A 20,234-nucleotide genomic window follows, 5' to 3' on the forward strand; every position below is an offset into this window, starting at 1 on the left:
GAGACTGTGGATACAAAGGCGATTCTCCAAGCTGAAAATATAACGAAGCGGTACCCTGGGACAGTCGCACTTAACGACGTAAAGATTGAAATTATGCCGGGTGAAGTTCATACGATCGTTGGTGAGAATGGGGCAGGCAAATCAACTTTAATGAAGGTTCTTGCTGCAGCCGTTACTCCTGATGAAGGCACGATTAAATTTGAGGGTGAGAATGTTCGTTTTCAATCGCCGAAAGAAGCCGCAGATAAGGGAATCGGCATTATATATCAAGAGTTCAATCTCTTCCCGGAGATGACGGTAGAAGAAAACATCATGATTGGTAATGAGAAACGAAAAGGCGTATTTGTGAAAAAGCGAGAGAACATAAAGCGTGTTAGAGATGTGCTTAAACAGTTGAATGTAAACATATCAGCGAACACATATGTTAAACATCTAGGGATTGCTCAGCAGCAACTTGTTGAAATTGCCAAATCTATTTCCAAAAAAGTGAAAGTGCTGATTATGGATGAGCCAACAGCGGCTTTGACGCAAGAAGAAATCGGTAATTTGTTTAATATGATAAACACACTCAAAGCAAATGGAGTCGCAGTAATTTACATTTCCCACAAATTTGATGAGATCTTTGCAATTTCAGATCGTGTGACCGTACTAAGGGATGGGGAATACATTGCAACGAAGCAAATTGAAGAACTCGATCATGATCGTCTCGTACAACTGATGGTCGGTCGTCAATTGAACATCGTTGGTCGCAGTGGAAGTGCTCGAGGTAACATTGCTCTCAATGTCCACAACCTTTCTTCTGAAGGGAAAATCAAGCAAATAAATTTCACTTTGCACAAGGGTGAGGTTCTTGGTGTGGCCGGGCTGATGGGATCTGGTCGCACTGAGCTTGCGAAAACACTCTATGGCCATTACCCAATGGATTCTGGAACAGTTGAAATCAATGGGAAGACGATTAAGCAAATTAAATCACCGCTTCAAGCATTGAAGCTCGGCATAGGTTTAATTCCAGAAGATCGAAAAAAAGAAGGTCTAGTGTTAGAAGGTAGCTGTGAAACAAACATTAGTTTGCCATCATTGAAAAAGTTTGTTAGAGCTGGATTTATTAAAGGCAGACAAGAAAAAGAAATTATCTTGCATTATAAGGAGCAACTCGCCATTAAGTACCAGACCCATCAATTAGCAAAACAGCTGAGTGGGGGAAATCAGCAAAAGTTAGTTATCGCTAAAATGCTTGCGACGGATGTCGATGTTTTAATATTTGACGAGCCTACACGAGGGGTGGACATCGGTGCAAAGCAAGAAATTTATAAGTTAATGGATGAACTATTGCAGCAAGGAAAAGCAATTATTATGATCTCTTCTGAAATGGAGGAAGTAATGAATTTGTCGCATCGAATTGCTGTTATGAAAGAAGGGGAACTCATGGATATCCTCCCACAGCAAGAAGCGACCCAAGAAAAAATCATGCAAATTGCAACCGGGGTGAAACAAGAGTTGGGGGGCTTGTCATGAGCACGTCGTTATCAACCAAATCAAAACGCTCATTTCAAATTACACATGAATTAATTTTGCTGTTTGTATTAATTGCATTAGTTATATTTTTTGCGTCTATGTCGGACAACTTTTTGACTACAGGTAATTTCATTAATATTATACGTCAAACGGCAATGTTAGGTATTATAGCAGCTGGAATGACAATGGTATTACTTATCGGTGGTATTGACCTTTCGGTCGCTTCAAATGTGGCATTGACAAGTGTGGTGACGGGAACGTTATTGTCCACTGGGGTTGACCCAGTACTAGCAGTTTTGGCAGGCGTTGCCACCGGAGTAGCTGTAGGCACAGTAAACGGTCTCATTGTGACGAAAATCGGAATTCCAGCACTTATCACAACGCTCGGAATGATGACGATTGTACGTGGTATTGGGTTTGTTATCACTGATGGTTACCCGGTATTTGGGTTTCCAGAGTCAATCCGGTGGTTCGGAACCGGCTATTTATTCGGAATTCCAGTTCCAGCCATCATCATGGTCATCGTGTTCATAATTGTTTGGATTTTATTGTATAAGACTTATCTCGGTCGCTACATTTATGCGCTTGGAGGTAATCAAGAAGCGGCGCGTTTATCTGGTGTAAATACGCAACGAATGCAATTGCTCGTTATATGACATCCGGTTTCTTATGTTCTATTGCTGGAATGATTCTACTAGGCAGATTAAATTCTGGTCAGCCCAACGCATTGCAGGCATTTGAGCTTGAAGTAGTAACTGCAGTTGTCCTTGGGGGAGTTAGCATCTTCGGAGGACAAGGAAAACTGCTAGGTGTCGTACTAGGTGTCATGATCATGGGAGTACTTGCGAATGGACTTGTGATTCTGAATGTCGGGGAATTTTATCAAATGATCATTACGGGACTCGTCCTATTAATTGCAGTAGGTATGGACAGAATTTATAACCGTAAAAAACAATCATAACGTGGAGGAACACTCATGGTTAATCATTTATGGAAGAACTCAACGAATGTAAAAGGCGAACTCGATGCTCTCGTCTACCGATCCAACTTATTAGGGTTTGATCGTTCTGTTTGCAATTATGGTGGCGGGAACACTTCAGTAAAAACAAAAGAATTGGATTTTAATGGGAAAGAAGTTGACGTCATCTGGGTAAAGGGAAGTGGAGCGGACCTCGCTGATGCACAGCAAAAGCATTTCACGGCATTGCGTATGCAAGATATCACCCTTTTGAAAGAAAGAGAGACGATGTCGGATGAGCAGATGGTTAATTATTTGACAAACTGCAAAATGGACCACTCTCACCCCCGCTTTTCAATAGAAACGTTGTTGCACGCATTTCTACCATTTAAACATGTCGATCACACGCACCCTGACAGCATCATTAGTATCTGTTGCGCGGATAATGGAGAAGAAGTGGCTACCGAACTGTTTGGTGATCGTTACGTATGGGTTCCCTACATTCGTCCCGGCTTTGATCTGTCAAAAATGATTTGGGAGAAAGTTGCCGCTAACCGAAATGCTGAATTTGTGCTTATGGAAAAACACGGACTTGTCACATGGGGAGAATCAGCTAAAGAATGCTATGATCAAACGATCGCTGTAATTCAGGAAGCAGAAATTTTTTTGGAAAGGGAAACGTCACCCCACCCTTTTGGAGATGTAGTCGTAAATTCGATCAGTGATGATGAGCGAAACGAGATGCTCCAAGCCATTTTGCCAGTGGTAAGAGGCTGCGTTAAAGAGAATAAGAGGAATCTGATTGTGACCCATGATGAGAGTGAAGAGGTCCTTGACTTCGTTAATCGAGAAAGAGCACCTCTACTTTCGCAAATCGGGGCTGCTTGCCTGATCACCTTGTCCATACAAAGAGGACACCATTGTTTGTCAAATGGAATCCTTCAACAGAAACGTTGTCGGAATTAGAAGTAGCAATTAGAGAAGGTATTGCCCAGTTTCAATCTTCTTATATCGAATATTTCGAACGGAATAAAAGCGAAGAAGATGTTTTGCGCGAAACGTCTCCTCGTGTCATTTTAATTCAAGGTATTGGGATGATTAATACAGGAAAAGATCTGAAATCAGCTCGAATAAGTCGTGATTTATACCATCGTGCCATCAGAGTGATGACTGGATCAGAAGGGATTGGGACCTTCAGTTCTTTAACGGAAGAAGAAGCGTACCTTATCGAGTATTGGCCGCTAGAATTGTATAAGCTGTCGCTTTCACCACCGGAGGGGGATTTTTCTCGGAAAGTCGCATTTGTGACCGGGGGCGCAGGGGGATTGGTCGTGCCACGTGTGAGCGTTTACTGAATGAAGGGGCTCATGTTGTCGTTGCTGATATAAATAGAGAAGGTGCAGACGAAGTTGTTAATGAGCTCGAAGAGAAATTCGGAATAGGCCGACTGATTGCCTCAACAGTGGATGTAAAAAGTCACGAACAAATCCGATCAGCATTTAAAGAAGCTGTTCTGACTTACGGTGGCGTTGATATTGTTGTTAACAATGCAGGTCTTGCAACATCCAACACCATTGAAGATACAACGGAGGAAGAATGGGATTTGAATATGGATATTTTAGCAAAAGGATATTTTCTCGTCGCAAAAGAAGCATTTCAACTTCTTAAAATACAAGGCATTGGTGGGCAAATGGTTTTTGTAGCATCTAAAAACGCCATCTATGCAGGAAAAAACGTCACCGCATATAGCAGCGCAAAAGCGGCAGAAGCTCATTTGGCAAGATGTATGGCTGTTGAAGGAGGTGAGTATGGCATTCGTGTAAATACTGTCTTACCGGATGCTGTGCTGCAGGGATCGGCAATTTGGGACTCGAAATGGCGGGAAGAACGTGCCGCGAACTATGGTATTGAGGCTGATCAATTGGAAGAACATTATCGAAATCGAACTATTTTAAAAGTGAATGTGACGCCTCGTGATATAGCGAACACCATTGCATTTCTCGTTTCTTCAAATTCAGCTAAGACGACCGGTTGCATGGTGACTGTCGATGGGGGAGTTCCGGCATCATTCACACGTTAATGAGGAGGAAATCGTCTTGAATAGTGACGAAGCATATCAGGTATTTGTGAAACAACAAGAAGATCGAGGCATTGATATTGACGCGGTAAAGGAAAAGTTAAAGTCATTTGTAATTGAAACACCTTCATGGGGATATGGAGATGCTGGCACACGTTTCAAAGTGTTCCAGTACGAAGGTTCACCTCGAAACATTTATGAGAAGTTAGAAGATGCTGCACAAGTGCAGAAACATACTGGCATATGTCCGAAGGTTGCACTTCATATTCCTTGGGACCATGTGGACGACTACTCAGAATTGAAGAGGTACAGTGAAGGCTTAGGTTTAGAAATTGGAGCCATCAACCCGAATTTGTTTCAAGATGAAGATTATAAATACGGAAGCTTGACTCACAACAGTGAGAGTATCCGAAAAAAGGCGATTGAACACCTCTTGGAATGTGTCGATATTGCAAAGCAACTCGGTTCATCTGAAGTTAGCCTTTGGTTAGCCGATGGCTCAAATTATCCCGGTCAGTCAAATATTAGAGCAAGAAAGAAATGGCTGCAATCTTCCTTGGAAAAAGTGTATCAACATTTGAATAATGATATGCGCTTACTCATAGAGTATAAGCACTTTGAACCTTCGTTTTATCATACTGACCTTGCTGATTGGGGGATGGCTTTTCAGTTGTCCCAAAACCTTGGGGAGAAAGCTGAAGTGCTCGTTGATCTCGGTCATCACCCTCAAGGCGTAAATGTTGAACAAATTGTTGCTTACTTACTAGATGAGAAGAAGCTTGGAGGTTTTCATTTTAATAATCGTAAATATGCAGATGATGACCTCATGGCCGGGAGCATAAACCCTTATGAATTATTTCTTATTCTATATCAAATTGTCGATAGCTATTTTGATGACGATGAAGGTGTCCGCCATACAGCCAAACACATATCATATATGATTGATCAGTGTCACTATTTGGAGTCTAAGACGCGGGCGATGCTACAGTCTGTCATAAATATTCAAGCTCAGTATGCAAAGGCGCTACTCGTTGATGTGGATCGTGTGCATCATTACCAGAGAAACAATGATATTCTTGGCGCAGAATATGAAGTACGCAGGCATTTGAGGTAGATGTTCATCCACTGCTTCGCGTCGTTCGTGAAGAGATGGGAGCTTCTGCTGAACCTATTCAGGCTTATTTAGACAGTGGTTATGAAGAGAAGATTCAACATCGCGGGAGAGGCGGAGCTGGCTGGTGAAAGCAATTGCCATAGACATTGGTGCTAGCAGTGGTCGTGTCATTGTTGGATATCTAGAGCGCGGTACGTTCAAATTGGAAGAAATCCACCGGTTCCTCAATAACCCGGTTAGGCCATGTCAAACGATGCATTGGGATATTCTAAGATTGTTGTATGAGGTTAAAAGGGGTCTGGGAAAGGTAAGACTTCAAGGGCATGATGACGCCTCCAGTATTGGCATTGATACGTGGGCGGTCGATTATGGTCTTCTCGACGAAGACGGGGAGCTCATTTCCAACCCCGTTCATTACCGTGACCATCGAACCGATGGGATGGTCGAAGAAGTAAGTAAGGTCATGACAAGGGAAGCCATTTATGAAAGAACAGGCATTCAGTTTATGACAATTAATACTTTAATTCAGTGGTATGCACTTAAGAAAGGGAATGGTTTCAAAGATGCGAAGATGATGCTGATGATCCCTGACTTACTTCGTTATTTTATATCCGGAAACAAGGTTACGGAAGTAAGTAATGCATCAACGACGCAGTTTTTCAACGCCAATCGAAGAGAATGGGACATAGAATTATTAAGGAACTCGATCTCCCATATCATCTATTGCCACCTCTCGTTGAGGCGGGTAATCGGGTAGGAACAATTAAAGAAAGTTTGGCAAAAGAACTAAACCTCCCTGAAATGGATGTAGTAGCAGTTGGTGAACATGATACCGCATCTGCAGTGGCAGCGATTCCGACTCGCGAAGAATCATTCGCATTTCTAAGTTGCGGAACGTGGTCACTGCTTGGAACAGAACTTTCATCACCGTGCATTACTGAGGAAGCATTCCGCGAGAATTTTACGAATGAGGCAGGCGTTTATGGAACAACGAGGTTTTTAAAAAACATTATGGGTTTATGGATCGTACAACGCTGTATGGAGGAGTGGTCGCAACATGATGAACCACTCACCTATGAGGAGATGGGTGAAGCGATAGATAGCACGAAACCATTCGTTTCGTTTATTAATCCAGATGAAGATCGCTTTTTGTCTCCCTCTTCCATGATTGAAGAAGTACGGGCTTATTGTGTTGAGACTGAGCAATATATACCTAAAACAAAAGGAGAGATCCTTCGTTGCATCTTGGAAAGCTTGAGCTTTAAATACCGGTTTACGATGGAGCGAATGGAGGCAATTACAGGTAGAACGAATCGATGCTTGTATCTGGTAGGGGGAGGAAGCAAGAATCAATGGCTCTGTCAGTTTACGGCGAATGCTATTAATCGTCCGGTTGTTGCTGGTCCGACTGAAGCAACTGCACTTGGTAATATCGTTGTTCAGCTGATTGCAGGAAAACACGTCTCCGATTTAAAAACAGCTAGAGAGATGATTGCCAACTCTGTATCCATCAAAACTTATGATGCGAACTATTTATCTGGTTTGGAGAGGTCTTACGAACGCTTCGTAAGCCATTTGAGCATTACTGCAAACTAGTAATAAAACAGCACCCAACCAATTACGGTTGGGTGCTGTCTATCAAACTCATTTATTCATCCACGGGTACGTCAGTGATTCGCCATGAATGGGTTTGTTCAATTTGTCTGTCGGACAAATCATCTAGGAAGCGATAGGGGACGGTCAAGTCGACGGTTACCGTGTCACTCTCTACAGCTGGCCAAACGATTGTTGATGTGTAGTAACCTCCTTCATCGAGTCTCCCAATATCACCTGTGTATCGTTCTGCAAGTGGGACGATGAACTGTTCATCTTCTTCAGCTTGTTCGACCCAATCTTCAGCGGCTGTTCCTTCCAGTGGCGCTAAGTAATAGTCTAGTGGAAAATAGCGCTGATCGCCGTGTATGATGGTTGGGGCATAGGCAGTGAATTGACTTTGGCCAACGGAATCATCTACATGCCAACCTCTTGCCCCATATGGCCTGCCAAACCCAAAGTTAAGGGCGTTATAGCTAGAACCTACATCTTCCAAGTATCTAACGGTAATTCTTCCTACGAATAAATCATCGACGCGCTTTATTGATTCAATCTCAATTTCGCCGTCTTCATTCTGAATAGTGCTTGGGTATTCAACTTCGTCCCCTAGAACTTCAGGCATATCAGTTTCAGTCTCTACCTCAATCGTTTCTGCAGGCGGTGTAAAGTGAATGTCAACGCGACGATTTAGAGCTCTTCCTTCTTCAGATTCGTTGTCAGCAATCGGTTCACGGAGAGATTCTCCGCGAAACTCAACGTCAAATGCATCAAGATCAATGCTGTTTTCCAAGTATACTTGAACAGACTCGGCACGATCTTCTGACAATTGTTGGTTGTACTCTTCTGTACCGTCATTATCGGTATGACCGACAATGACCAACTCCCCACCTTCAGCTGACACGAGTACGTCAGCCGCGGCAGCTAGTTCTTCATCTGCTTCTTCCATCAACTGAGCCGAGTCAAAATCGAACAACACATCGCTTGAAATCATGAGCGTTGAATGTTGGATTTCATCAATTCGACTTACAGAACTTACAATACTTTCTTGATAACTTTCGATTGGAAATACTGAAGCTTGAACACGGGCTAGATCTCCGTCGTACTCTGCGCTTATATGCGCTCGGTCGAGTTCTCTTTCAATGATTTCCTCAACGGATGGTATGACGTGGGAAAAGAATGATTCATCGTCTTCGCTAAGCTCTTCTCTTTCTTCTTCAGACAATTCACCAAGTCGCTCATCAATGGTCAAGGCACCAACGTCTTCGCGATCCACAACAGGTATATGTTCAATAACGCCTAGTCTTCGAAACAACACATGGACAGAATCGGTATCTGGAGCAGTAAATACTCCGTAATACCTCGCAGGTTCTGAGTTATCCCCAAAGGTAATCTGAGTGTTGCGACTGCCTTCACCAAAAAACGTATGCATCGCGATGTAGTCATCTTCTTCGAGCAATAAAGCAGCAGAAAGAGATGTGGTCATCTGCTCAGGATCAATGATTCGAATATCTAATCCTTGCTGAGAGGAAGTCCCCTCTCCAGTGAATACACCAGGGTCAAAAAGACCGGTAATCGTCGAACGTACATCATCTTCACTGTCAAGCGTGACCGGGAGAATGGCGTAGTCACCATCACGAATGATCGGTCCAACTTCCCCTTGAATGTTAAAGGTGACGTCATCCCTCAAATGCCACAAATCATGGATAAACGTGACCCCTTCCAACTCTAAAGGCTCTGTATGATCTTCTGTATCAGGCTCTTCTTCATGTGTTGTTTCTGGCTCTTCATCAGGCTGGGGTTCTTCGGTTACTTCATTGTCACTACAACCAGTTACGATTATAAGAATCAGAATTCCTGAGAAAAGTTTTTTTAGCATCAGTGTTCTCCTTGAATTTTTTTATGTTAAATCGTTCTATTATTTAGAATTAATCATCGTTTATTGTACACGAATTGTGAGAAAGGGGAAACAAGAAAGCCGCTCACCAATTGGTGAACGGCTCGTGCCATGTTTAACGTTCGTCTTCGTTGTCACCCCAGCATTCAGTGTTTTTAATCTCGGGGTATTGGGATGCGTAGAAGACAGGGTCTTTGCCGGCTTTTCTTTGCTTCGTATAGTCTTGCAGTAATGTGACCGCTTTTTTCGTAAGCAGCAGAATGACGGTAATGTTTACGATCGCCATCAGTGCCATAAACAGGTCAGCCATTGTCCAGACAAGTTCTACGGTCGCAATACCACCAAGAATACCCATTATGAGGAAAGCGACTCGATAGATCGGCAACCAACGTGCACCATTTTTAAGGAATTCGATATTCGTTTCACCGAAATAGTAGTTTCCGAGAACCGAACTGTATGCGAAGAAGAGAATGGCAATCGCTACAAATGCACTGGCCCATTCGCCGATGTGTTGACTCATCGCAAACTGCGTAATCGTTGCACCTTCCCCTTCAACGTCCATATAACCGGTAGAAAGAAGAATGATAAATGCGGTACTAGAACAAATAATCATCGTATCAAAAAAGACGCCAAGGGATTGAAAGAGACCTTGTTTTGCCGGGTGCGATACGTTTGCGGCAGCGGCAGCATTTGGCACACTCCCCATACCGGCTTCGTTTGAGAATAATCCACGTCTTGCACCTTCCATAATTGCAGCACCAAACCCGCCGCCAATCGCTTGAGATAGACCAAACGCTTCACTAAAAATTAGTGAAATTACACCGGGAATCTGCTCGATGTTCGTTACAATAATATAAAGTGCAACCGCGATGTAAGCGACCGCCATAAATGGAACGATTAGCTGTGTCACTTTTACAATTCGTTTGACCCCACCAAAAATAATGAGTGCCGTTAGCGCGGCAAGGATGAGCGCCAACATGAGACGGTTCGTATCAAAAGCGGTTTGGAACGAATCGGTAATCGTATTTACTTGCAACGCATTAAAAATCATACCGAAACAAAGGACAATAAGAACGACAAACAAAATGCTGAGCCAGCGTAATCCTAATGCTTTGTGTATGTAATAAGCTGGCCCTCCACGGTAACGATCTCCGTCCTTTTCTTTATACAACTGGCCAAGTGTACTCTCGATAAACCCGGTCGCCATCCCGACCGTTGCAATGGCCCACATCCAAAAGACAGCACCAGCCCTCCGACGGTAATGGCTAGAGCCACCCCTGTGATATTCCCTGTTCCTACCCGTGCGGCAGCACTAATTGTAAACGCTTGGAACGCAGAAACACCCGTATCGTTTTTACGTTTTTCAGTAATGACACGAAACATCTCCGGAAACATGCGAATCTGGACAAAATTCGTACGAATTGTAAAATAAAGACCGGCAATGATGAGCAAAGCGATAAGTACATACGTCCAAAGCACATCATTCACAGAGCCGACAATGCCTTCTAAAAAAGGAAGCTCTAAAGCAAATCCTTCATCAAACATCTGATCATTCCTTTCTTTTTAAAGTATGGGCTACATTTACCCATTCATTCGTTTCGTTAAACGACAGCAGATTCAATAATATGCAACGTTTTGTTCGTCGCATTCAACCTTGCTCGAACGCCAAGAGGCAGAGTAAGTTGAGGAGAGCCGTGCCCCGCTTGTAAATTATAAAGAATCGGCTTTTGGTAAGGACTAAGAATGCGATCACACACGTCTATGACGGTGTCACCGTTAGGGTAATCTTTGGAATCGCAATCTTTACACGTGCCGAGCACAAAGCCGACGGCCTCATCAAGCTTGCCGGCGAGCGACAGTTGTGTGAGCATCCGATCAATCGCATACGGTTCTTCATCCACATCTTCTAAAAAAAGTATTTTTCCTTTCGTGTCAAGCTCAAATGGTGTGCCCATGAGGCTTGCAATGACAGAGAGGTTGCCACCGACGAGCTCCCCTTCAACCGTCCCATGGGAGAGGGTTTTCAGCGGGTAGTTGCTCGGATTAAAGAGTGTGCTCGGAAACCCGTCTGCTTTCATCGCTTGTAACAGTCGATCGGTTGTAAAGCGGTCTGCATCTAACAGGTCAGATGTTGCCATCGGGCTATGCATAGTGACCATGTTCGCCCGTTGCGTGAAGGCGATGTGCAGAGCGGTAATGTCGCTGTAACCAAGAAAGAGTTTCTGGTGCTTTGCGATCAGGTCATAATCGAGAAACGGCAAAAGTGAGGCACTCCCGTATCCGCCACGCAAACAGAGAATTGCATCGACATCAGGATCAACGAATAATGTGTGCAACTCTTCAACCCTTTCACCAATTGAACCGGCAAGATAACCTGGATATTCTTTAAACGGCCGTGAAGTAACGGTCTTGAAACCATAACCTTCAAGCGTTCTCGTCGCTTCTTCGAATTGGTGGCGCTTGGCAGGTCCTGACGGCATGGCGAGGCCGAGCGTGCTATTTGTGCCGATCCCTTTTGCTTTTCGTTTCTTTTTCATATCCATCCCTCCAATTTTTACCATTATATGATGATTGTGACGAGTAAAACAGTAAAAAATCGGGAAATGTACGAATAGGACAACCATCTGAGGAGGCCAATAGATGACTGAGCTTACAGAGTTAAAAGAACGGATTGATGAAGTACTCACTGAAAATCGCGTCGGCGTATTGTCTACAATCAAAGAGAACCACCCTTACGCCCGCTATATGACGTTTTACCATGAAGGACTCACATTGTACACCCCGACCAATGCCCATGCACACAAAATTGAAGATATTGAAGAAAACCCCCACGTCCACATTTTAATGGGGTATGAAGAACACGAAGACGGCAACCGCTTCGTCGAAATTGAAGCAACCGCCGAAGTCGCCACAGATCCAACAGACAAACAAAAAGTTTGGTCAGAAAAAATTGCCAAAAAATATTCCGGACCTGAAGACGAGAACTTCGTCGTCCTCATTTGCCGACCGACCGTCATTCGTTACCGGTCCGATGAAATTCCTGAGTCTTACCAAGAGTTAAGGATGTAGCCCAAATAAAAGCCGAGTACTTCTTAATGAGAAGTGCTCGGCTTTTTTCTTGTTGGTTATAGGCATACCTTCATTTGATTATTTTTATAGCACCGACAACGATAACAATGATCGATACTACGGAGGTTACGCATAAAACTACTACCCCTGCGATCCCTAGCCCGAAAGAATTTTCAGGTTCTGAAAACAGGATAAAGCTAAAAAATGTCGCGACGCCAAAGAGCAATAAAAGAATCCCGGAAATGATAAGCAAAGTAGGGTTATCCGTTAGGAAAACTAGCAAAAGCACAATGAACGAAATGATAAATGATGCAATGTAAACAAAATGGGAAATATCTTCAAACATGAGTCCTCCTCGTTATTACAGCATATTAGAGAGAATGTTCAATCAATTATACTGAGTTAGAGCGATTACAGCAATAACCACACATGTGACCGTGATCGTAATCGATATGAAGGCAACGTGATTTTTTTTCTTTTTTGTTCGTGAAAACGAGTGTTGTTAATATGGCGTTAAGGATACTTGAAAAGATAAAAACAAAAATCAAAGGGATTGCGGAAATGAAAATGAAGTCTTCAAAACTGATCACAGCTACGTAGGGAAGAGTAACAAGTGTAACCACCATCCCAATGCTTAAAAATAACGACGTGTAACTTTTCCAAGAGTAATATCTCAAATGACGATCTCCTTTAGTTTCGACATCATCTATGTGAATCCAGCTCGACAGCGGGGCATCCTTAGACGGAACGAACGGAAACCCCGCCGTGAACTTGTACCGGAGACGGGAGCTGTGCGGAACGAAAAAAGGGAAGCCCCGGATTTTGTGCCGGAGAAGGGCGCTGTGCGGAACGAAAAAGTGTAAGCCCCGGATTTTGTGCCGGAGAAGGGCGCTGTGCGGAACGAAAACGATTAAGTTCCGGAATTTGTGCCGGAGACGGGTGCTGTGCGGAACGAAAACGATTAAGCCCCGGATTTTGTACCGGCAAGAGGGGCTAGGTGGGCACCACCAGCGTAAACATCCCTCTTCGCCTTCCAGAACAGCTTTTCCTTGTTGACTTAGTTAACTTCATAAGAATTCCTCCAATATTTAGCGTTTGCTGTGCGCTTAACTCATTGAATTGTTTGGGAGGTGGTCATTTTTTGTGGCGTGAAAACTTTGGGAGATTAAGGCTGACAGTTATGAAATTCCTTCAATTATAAAGAAATGCGAATAATGGATCATAAGTCATTATACGCATCTATTATCTAATGTCGTAACCCGACTTTTAGAAGTTAATAGATGTTAAACTGTACATGTCGTTAGGAGGTCACCGTAATTAAGAATGCATATCTGATTTCCACAGTAGTCTAATGCATATTCGGAATAATTTCTACTTTATGTCATCATTCCTTTTGAATTACCTTTATTTCCTGTACTTTTAGCAGTAAGTGTGTTGTTTAATACTGAATTTTTTTCTGAAAAAGAAAATCTGGCGGGTAAAACTGCAAATCTTATATTGTCGTTCTTATTCTTCATTTTGTTCGTTTTATTTATGTTTTCCTTTATTTCTTGATCCGTTCTTTACATTAGCATTAAGAAGTCCAACTGCCCCATATATTCATTTAAGTGACACTTGAGAAAGAAAAATTATCATTTTACACGTGGATGTGCACATAAACGGAGTCAACGGTCACAAAATGTGATCTATGTGACCGTTGACGGCCGAAAGTGTCCGGTTTGAAGGCTGGATTGTCACATAAGCGACAGGTCATAATATTCCTTGCTCCAGGTGGTGACCCTAGGTCACATCTTTATACCCTTCGGCCAACGTTTTTCGTGTTGTCCGCAACCTTTGCAGTATCGCTCAAAGGTCGGCAACGAAGTTGTTGAAGTGAGATGAACTTGAACAGACAATAGGAGGGCGTTTGCCTGTAAAGACCGATTTCAGTCATCGGTTTCAGTGAATTTCTTTCGTTCAACTTATACAACTTAAAATCTGCGCTAAAGTTAGCGGTAAAGAAACGATTTCGCTTAGGAAACCTCAAACTAGAGCGCAGATTCAACAGACATGAAGCCCTTCCCTCTACAAAAACTCCGAAAACGAGCGGGCAATACGGGTTTTTGCTCGGTCAAGCAGTGTGCGGTTGCCGACATCGGCTTCAGTCAATTGGCGTGCACCAGCGAAGTCGTCTTCGAGGGTTTGCACGAGTTGTTGAACGAACGGACTGCCGGGCAGAAAGAGGTCAAGCTCATCATTAAGATGAAAGCTGCGTTTGTCAAAGTTGCTTGAGCCGACGAGAGCTGTTCTTTTGTCGACGATGATCGCTTTACCGTGATAGAAGCCTTCCACATATTGATATACTCCGCAACCGGCGGCGAGCAGGCTTGGAATGTAGGCGTAGGCGGCGGCTTTGACGAAGTTATGGTCTTCGATGGCTGGAATAAGGACGGTGACGTTGACGCCGTTTTTTTGTTTGGCAATGAGCAGGTCTTGCAGCGCTTTGCCGGGTACATAGTAGGGTGTCACAATTCGAATAGAGTGCTCGGCTGTAGCGAGCCAATCGTACAATTGATCGGCCAACCCTTTTCCTTCACTATAAAGCAGTTGTAATCCCTCGCCACTAACGGGTGAGACGGACTTTTGAGGGAGCAAAGGGGTAGGGGCTCCTGCTCCCGACCAGTCATCTAAGAATAATTGCTGGAGGTCATCGACGATTTGACCTTCTACACGCACGTGAAGGTCCCGCCAAAATCCGTACTTCGGGTCTTTGCTCACATATTCTTGGCCAACGTTAAAACCACCGATATAACCGATCTTTTGGTCAATGACCCCAATTTTTCGGTGGTACCTTCGGTTAAGATTATAGAACAAGTACGGGAATCTCGGAGCGTGGATGTAGGAGAAATAAACGCCAGAATGTCGCAAGCGCTGAATGGTGGGCTTGGAAATGGACGAGCCAGCCGGTCAACGAGTATACATACTTGTACACCGTCTCGTGCTCGGCGTTCCAGTAAGTTCAGCAATTCTGTACCAATGCCGGGTTCTTTCCATATAAAAAAAGAGAGATGGATGGTTTGTGAGGCTGATTCGATATCGGTCTTTAATTGCTCGAAGAACGCGCGACCATCGCTGATCAGTTGTGGATGCCCGTAGCGGATGTTGGTGCGGGTCGCTGTCGTCGCCTTTTTATGATGATCAGCTCGGCCCCCACGAAAATCAAGATTGATAAGAAGTAGGATGAGAAGAACGATAATAAGTATTGACAATACAATCGCGGTGGTCACGGTAGCGCCTCCTTTCTAACATTATTATGTCCGAGAAAGAGTCTGTTCATGAGCAACGAAAAAAATGAATGGTCGTTCAGTGTTTTTTTTGTTATACTCTTTGTAATAGACAAAAAAAGGGGTAGGAAAGGAGCGTACTCATATGGAGATTTTCCATTGGATTCATGTAATCGCTTTCTTGCTAGTCACAGCGTACGCCGTATACTTATTTGCAAAACTCGTAAAAACGAGAATAGGATTTATTAAGCTCGGTCAAGAAGCGAAGTTCATTCTCACGTCGAAAGAACGTCGGCAAGCGGTGCTTGTAAACGTCTTTGGGCAAAAGAAATTACTGAAAGATAAGAAAAGTGGTATCATTCACCTGATTTTCTTTTATGGCTTTTTAATTGTACAGCTCAGTGCCATTGATGTGATTTGGAAGGGGATTAACCCAGGCAGTAGTTTGCCACTAGGGCCTTTGTATCCGTTGTTCACGCTTTCACAAGAAATTGTCGTACTTTTAATTCTTTTCGGTGTCGTTTGGGCATTCTATCGCCGCTACATTGAGAAGATTGTTCGCTTAAAGAGAAACTGGAAAGCTGGTCTCGTACTCATCCTCTTGAGTGGTGTCATGGTATTCAAGCTCATGACGAAAGGAATGGAGGCGGTTGCTGGTGGATCGGCAGTATGGTCGGTTTATGAGCCTGCTTCCTCAGCAATTGCTGCCGGACTTGGGTTTGTTGGCGCTGATGTAGCGACAGCATTGTTTTACGTGTTCTGGTGGTTCCACTTATTGTTCTTGCTCACTTTCCTCGTGTACATTCCGCAATCCAAGCACGCCCACTTAATTGCCGGGCCTGCAAATGTATGGGTTGGACCGACGCACAAAACCGGGAAGCTTGAAGCGATTGACTTTGAAGATGAGTCAAAAGAAGAGTTTGGTAAAGGGAAAATTGAAGATTTTGATCAGAAGCAATTGCTTGATTTATATGCTTGTGTAGAGTGCGGACGTTGTACGAATATGTGCCCTGCAACTGGAAGCGGAAGATTCTTTCACCGATGGACTTACTGCTAAAGATGCGTGATCACTTAACAGAAAAAGGTGCGGCAGTTACGTCGCAAAGCCCGTGGTTACCAGCATTTGCATTTGGCAATGCGACAGCGAATCAACTCGCTGCACAAGGTAGTGAAGAAGCAGCGGCTTCATATGATGTGAACCTCATTGGGGATGTCATTACTGAAGATGAACTATGGGCATGTACGACGTGCCGAAACTGTGAAGACCAGTGTCCAGTTATGAACGAACATGTTGATAAGATTATTGATATGCGCCGATATCTTGTGCTGACAGAAGGGAAAATGGACCCAGAAGCACAGCGGGCCATGACGAACATTGAACGTCAAGGCAACCCGTGGGGCATTAACCGAAAAGAGCGCGAGAATTGGAGAGACGGTCGCGATGATATCGATGCTCCGACTGTAAAAGAAATGAAGAAACGGGAAGAGACGTTTGAATATCTGTTTTTCGTTGGATCGATGGGTTCATATGATAAGCGTAGCCAGAAGATTGCTGCATCGTTTGCGAAGCTGATGAATGAAGCGGGCGTGAAGTTCGCAATTCTTGGAAACAAAGAGAAGAACTCTGGAGATACACCGAGACGTATCGGTAACGAGTTCTTGTTCCAAGAGCTTGCTGCGGCAAACATTAGTGAATTCCAAAAGAACGACGTGAAAAAGATCGTCACAATTGATCCCCATGCGTACAACATATTTAAGAATGAGTACCCGGAGTTTGGTCTTGAAGATGTCGAAGTGTACCATCATACCGAATTACTCATTGATTTGTTACAAGCTGGAAAGTTAACACCGACGCACGAGTTAAATGAAACGATTACGTATCACGATTCTTGTTATTTAGGCCGTTACAACGATGTGTATGATCCACCAAGAGAAATCTTACGTGCATCCCAGGTCTTAAAGTTGTTGAGATGGAGCGAAATCGCGAAGACGGCATGTGCTGTGGTGCTGGTGGCGGTATGATGTGGATGGAAGAAGAAGCTGGACAGCGTGTGAACGTATCCCGTACCGAGCAAGCGTTAGCCGTTGACCCAACAATGATCGGGAGTGCGTGTCCATACTGCTTAACGATGCTTAGTGACGGTACGAAAGATAAAGAAGTTGAAGAGTCTGTTGAGACCCTTGACATTGTTGAAATTCTTGAACGTTCGGTTGTTGGCGTAAAATCAGACGTCACAGAGTCTGCGTAACAGATTTGAATGTGAAGGAGCGAGTGTGATGACAAAGACGGTCATTGTCGACGGGGCGAGAACCCCGTTCGGCCGCTTAGGCGGAGGGTTGTCGAGTTTAACTGCGATGGAACTTGGTGGCGAGGCGATGAGAGAGGCACTGCGGCGAGCAGGGACAGACCCAAATCGTGTAGATGAAGTTATCGTCGGTCATGTATTGCAAGGGGGTCAAGGTCAGCTCACCTCGCGCCAAGCGGCAAGACAAGCGGGCATTCCTTGGGAAGTAAAGACGGAAACAGTGAATAAAGTGTGCGCTTCAGGGATGAGAAGTGTGACGCTAGCGGATCAGATTATTCGTAGCGGGGACGCAAGCCGAATCGTTGCTGCAGGAATGGAGTCAATGAGTGCGGCACCTCATTTTATGAAAGGAATGCGTACCGGTCAGAAGATGGGAGACGCTTCGCTTCAAGACCTTATGATTCACGATGGGCTCACTTGTGCGTTTGAAGGAGTACACATGGGCGTGTACGGTAATGAGAATGCTACGAAGTTCGGCATTAGCCGTGAGTCTCAAGATGAATGGGCGCTTCGCAGTCACAATCGTGCTACAGCAGCTGAAGAACGCGGCGTGTTCGCAGAAGAAATTGTACCGGTGACGGTATCAACGCGTAAAGGCGACGTGACAGTATCTGTTGACGAAGCAATTCGAAAAGATGCGACACTCGAAGGGTTCCAAAAGTTAAAGCCGGTCTTTGGCAAAGACGGAACGATTACCGCAGGCAATGCTCCGGGTGTCAATGATGGTGCGTGTGCGCTCGTCGTCATGAGTGAAGATGCGGCTAAAGAAGATGGTCTGACCCCAATAGCAACGATTATCGGCCATACAGCTCTTGCTGTGGAAACAGAAAGGTTTCCTGAAACACCAGCTCATCATTGATCAGCTATGTGAAAAAACAGGCGTGTCCAAAGATCAAATTGATTTATTTGAAATGAATGAAGCATTCTCAGTCGTGGCACTTGTCGGTGAAAAACTGGCGGGCATTGACCCTGAAAAGGTAAATGTAAACGGAGGTGCTGTTGCGCTCGGTCACCCGATTGGTGCGAGTGGAAACCGCATTCTTTTAACACTTGCCTACGAACTGAGAAGACGTGGCGGAGGCATCGGTGTTGCTGCGATTTGTAGTGGTGGCGGTCAAGGTGACGCTGTGATGATTTCTGTGTGAAGGCTAGAGGACCGGGCGTAGTTGTTCCGGTTCCTCTTTGTTTGATGTAATACTGAGCGCTCGCTCAGATTAACAGGAAGGGAAGTAACGCTGTGAATCTTAATCCGAATGAACAAGAGGAGATGCTTCGCAACGTCGTGCGAAAATTCGCTGAAAATGAGGTTCAGTCTTGGGTTCCTTCGATGGAAAAAGATGAGTTTCCTTATGGGCTTGTGGAGCAAATGGGTGAGCTAGGTTTGATGGGGATACCGGTCCCAGAGGAGTACGGTGGGTCAGAGATGGGCTTTGTTGCGTACATCGCCACGATTCATGAGTTATCTAAAATTTCTGCGTCAACAGGTGTGATTCTTTCCGTGCACACATCCGTTGGAACCGGTCCGATTGTGAAGTACGGAACAAAAGAACAAAAGCACGCCTATGTGACCGACCTTGCACAAGGCAAAAAAATTGGTGCTTTTGCACTCACTGAACCTGGCGCAGGCTCGGATGCGGCTTCTCTTAAGACGACAGCGGTCGACCGAGGAGACCATTACGTGTTAAATGGCACAAAGGCGTTTATTACAAATGCGGGTGCTGCAGGCGTGTATATTGTATTCGCACGTACGGGCGAGGAGCCAGGCAATCGAGGCATTAGCGCGTTTATCGTTGATGCAGATTCACAAGGGCTGATGGTCGGCAAAAAAGAGGAAAAGATGGGGATGCACGGGACGAATACGAGTGAGCTCATTTTTGAAAATATGATCGTTCCGAAGGAGAATCTCCTCGGGGAGTTAAATGATGGCTACCGTGTCGCTTTAGCGAACCTTAATGCAGGAAGAATTGGAATTGCGGCTCAAGCCCTTGGCATTGCTGAAGGAGCGCTACAGCGAGCCGTTCGGTATGCGAAAGAACGGAAACAATTTGGCTCGAGCATTTCCAGAAATCAAGGCATCTCCTTTAAGCTCGCGGAAATGGCAACTGAAGTTGAAGCAGCGAAGTGTCTCGTCTATCAAGCCGCAAATCTTGAGCAGTCTGGCGTGCCCTGTGTGAAAGAAGCGTCGATTGCCAAATTGATTGCGTCAAAAGCGGCAGTTGAAGTCTCACAACAAGCATTGCAAGTATTTGGTGGTTACGGGTATACGAAAGAATATGAAATTGAGCGATATTTCCGTGACGCCAAAGTGTGTGAGATCTATGAAGGCACAAGTGAAATACAAAAAATGGTCATCAGTAAGCAGCTGATGAACAAAGGGTGATAAAGCGTGAACTTTCAACTAACAGACGAACAACAAATGATCCGAAAAATGGTGCGGGATTTTGC

At 44.4% G+C, this 20,234-nt stretch carries 10 protein-coding genes and 6 pseudogenes; 10 read left to right on the top strand and 6 right to left on the bottom strand.

From position 1 onward, the window contains the following. The first annotated feature begins 6 nt into the window (after positions 1-6). The 6 genes and pseudogenes from JCM19037_RS07950 (at position 7) to JCM19037_RS22435 (ending at position 7,260) form a co-directional block, all read left to right on the top strand. On the top strand, positions 7-1,515 hold the full coding sequence (locus JCM19037_RS07950) for a sugar ABC transporter ATP-binding protein (protein WP_052363684.1): 1,509 nt from the start codon (positions 7-9) through the stop codon (positions 1,513-1,515). Positions 1,516-1,700: 185 nt separating this feature from the next. After that, positions 1,701-2,476, top strand: a pseudogene (locus tag JCM19037_RS07955) (ABC transporter permease). Between the two features lie 15 nt (positions 2,477-2,491). After that, positions 2,492-4,553: pseudogene (locus tag JCM19037_RS07960) on the top strand (bifunctional aldolase/short-chain dehydrogenase). Next, positions 4,522-5,792: pseudogene (gene rhaI / locus JCM19037_RS07965) on the top strand (L-rhamnose isomerase). The pseudogenes JCM19037_RS07960 and rhaI overlap by 32 nt, the downstream one beginning before the upstream one ends. Beyond that, entirely contained in the window at positions 5,789-6,421 is a 633-nt protein-coding gene (locus tag JCM19037_RS22430; RefSeq protein ID WP_052363687.1) for an FGGY family carbohydrate kinase, read from the top strand. The pseudogene rhaI and the gene JCM19037_RS22430 overlap by 4 nt, the downstream one beginning before the upstream one ends. Continuing rightward, the gene (locus JCM19037_RS22435; protein ID WP_081829150.1) at positions 6,343-7,260 is read left to right on the top strand and encodes a rhamnulokinase family protein; all 918 of its coding nucleotides are present in this window, start codon (positions 6,343-6,345) and stop codon (positions 7,258-7,260) included. Before JCM19037_RS22430 ends, JCM19037_RS22435 begins: the two co-directional genes overlap by 79 nt. A 52-nt stretch (positions 7,261-7,312) precedes the next feature. Here the strand turns inward: JCM19037_RS22435 and JCM19037_RS07975 are convergent, their stop codons facing one another. The 3 genes and pseudogenes from JCM19037_RS07975 to JCM19037_RS07985 all read right to left on the bottom strand — a co-directional run bounded on the left by JCM19037_RS07975 (position 7,313) and on the right by JCM19037_RS07985 (position 11,688). After that, positions 7,313-9,133 carry an OmpA family protein gene (locus JCM19037_RS07975; RefSeq protein WP_042399695.1) on the bottom strand — a complete coding sequence of 607 codons (1,821 nt, stop codon included), beginning with the start codon at positions 9,131-9,133 and terminating at the stop codon, positions 7,313-7,315. A 133-nt stretch (positions 9,134-9,266) separates the two neighbouring features. Then, positions 9,267-10,696: pseudogene (locus JCM19037_RS07980) on the bottom strand (alanine/glycine:cation symporter family protein). 56 nt (positions 10,697-10,752) lie between these two features. After that, the gene (locus tag JCM19037_RS07985; protein WP_042399698.1) at positions 10,753-11,688 is read right to left on the bottom strand and encodes an LD-carboxypeptidase; all 936 of its coding nucleotides are present in this window, start codon (positions 11,686-11,688) and stop codon (positions 10,753-10,755) included. A 103-nt stretch (positions 11,689-11,791) separates the two neighbouring features. Between JCM19037_RS07985 and JCM19037_RS07990 the strand changes: the two genes are divergently transcribed. After that, the gene (locus JCM19037_RS07990) at positions 11,792-12,220 is read left to right on the top strand and encodes a pyridoxamine 5'-phosphate oxidase family protein (RefSeq protein ID WP_042399700.1); all 429 of its coding nucleotides are present in this window, start codon (positions 11,792-11,794) and stop codon (positions 12,218-12,220) included. A gap of 70 nt (positions 12,221-12,290) precedes the next feature. Here the strand turns inward: JCM19037_RS07990 and JCM19037_RS07995 are convergent, their stop codons facing one another. The 3 genes from JCM19037_RS07995 to JCM19037_RS25655 all read right to left on the bottom strand — a co-directional run bounded on the left by JCM19037_RS07995 (position 12,291) and on the right by JCM19037_RS25655 (position 15,486). Continuing rightward, positions 12,291-12,566, bottom strand: a complete 276-nt coding sequence (locus JCM19037_RS07995; RefSeq protein WP_042399703.1) for a hypothetical protein — start codon at positions 12,564-12,566, stop codon at positions 12,291-12,293. A 1,718-nt stretch (positions 12,567-14,284) separates the two neighbouring features. Further along, positions 14,285-15,073: a phosphatidylserine/phosphatidylglycerophosphate/cardiolipin synthase family protein gene (locus JCM19037_RS22440; protein WP_193744701.1), complete on the bottom strand. Its 789-nt coding sequence runs from the start codon at positions 15,071-15,073 to the stop codon at positions 14,285-14,287. Then, positions 14,974-15,486, bottom strand: coding sequence for a hypothetical protein (locus JCM19037_RS25655; RefSeq protein WP_052363690.1), 513 nt, complete (start codon positions 15,484-15,486; stop codon positions 14,974-14,976). The genes JCM19037_RS22440 and JCM19037_RS25655 overlap by 100 nt, the downstream gene beginning before the upstream one ends. A 142-nt stretch (positions 15,487-15,628) precedes the next feature. On the opposite strand from JCM19037_RS25655, the pseudogene JCM19037_RS08005 reads away from it, so the two are divergent. The 3 genes and pseudogenes from JCM19037_RS08005 (at position 15,629) to JCM19037_RS08015 (ending at position 20,169) form a co-directional block, all read left to right on the top strand. Further along, positions 15,629-17,732 (top strand): annotated as a pseudogene (locus tag JCM19037_RS08005) ((Fe-S)-binding protein). A 28-nt stretch (positions 17,733-17,760) separates the two neighbouring features. Continuing rightward, a pseudogene (locus tag JCM19037_RS08010) lies at positions 17,761-18,934 on the top strand (acetyl-CoA C-acetyltransferase). A 92-nt stretch (positions 18,935-19,026) separates the two neighbouring features. Continuing rightward, positions 19,027-20,169 (top strand): acyl-CoA dehydrogenase, encoded by a 1,143-nt coding sequence (locus tag JCM19037_RS08015; protein ID WP_042399705.1) that lies wholly within the window; start codon positions 19,027-19,029, stop codon positions 20,167-20,169. Positions 20,170-20,234 lie beyond the last annotated feature (65 nt).

The organism is Geomicrobium sp. JCM 19037, assembly GCF_000698105.1.
Lineage (GTDB): Bacteria > Bacillota > Bacilli > Bacillales > Marinococcaceae > Geomicrobium_A.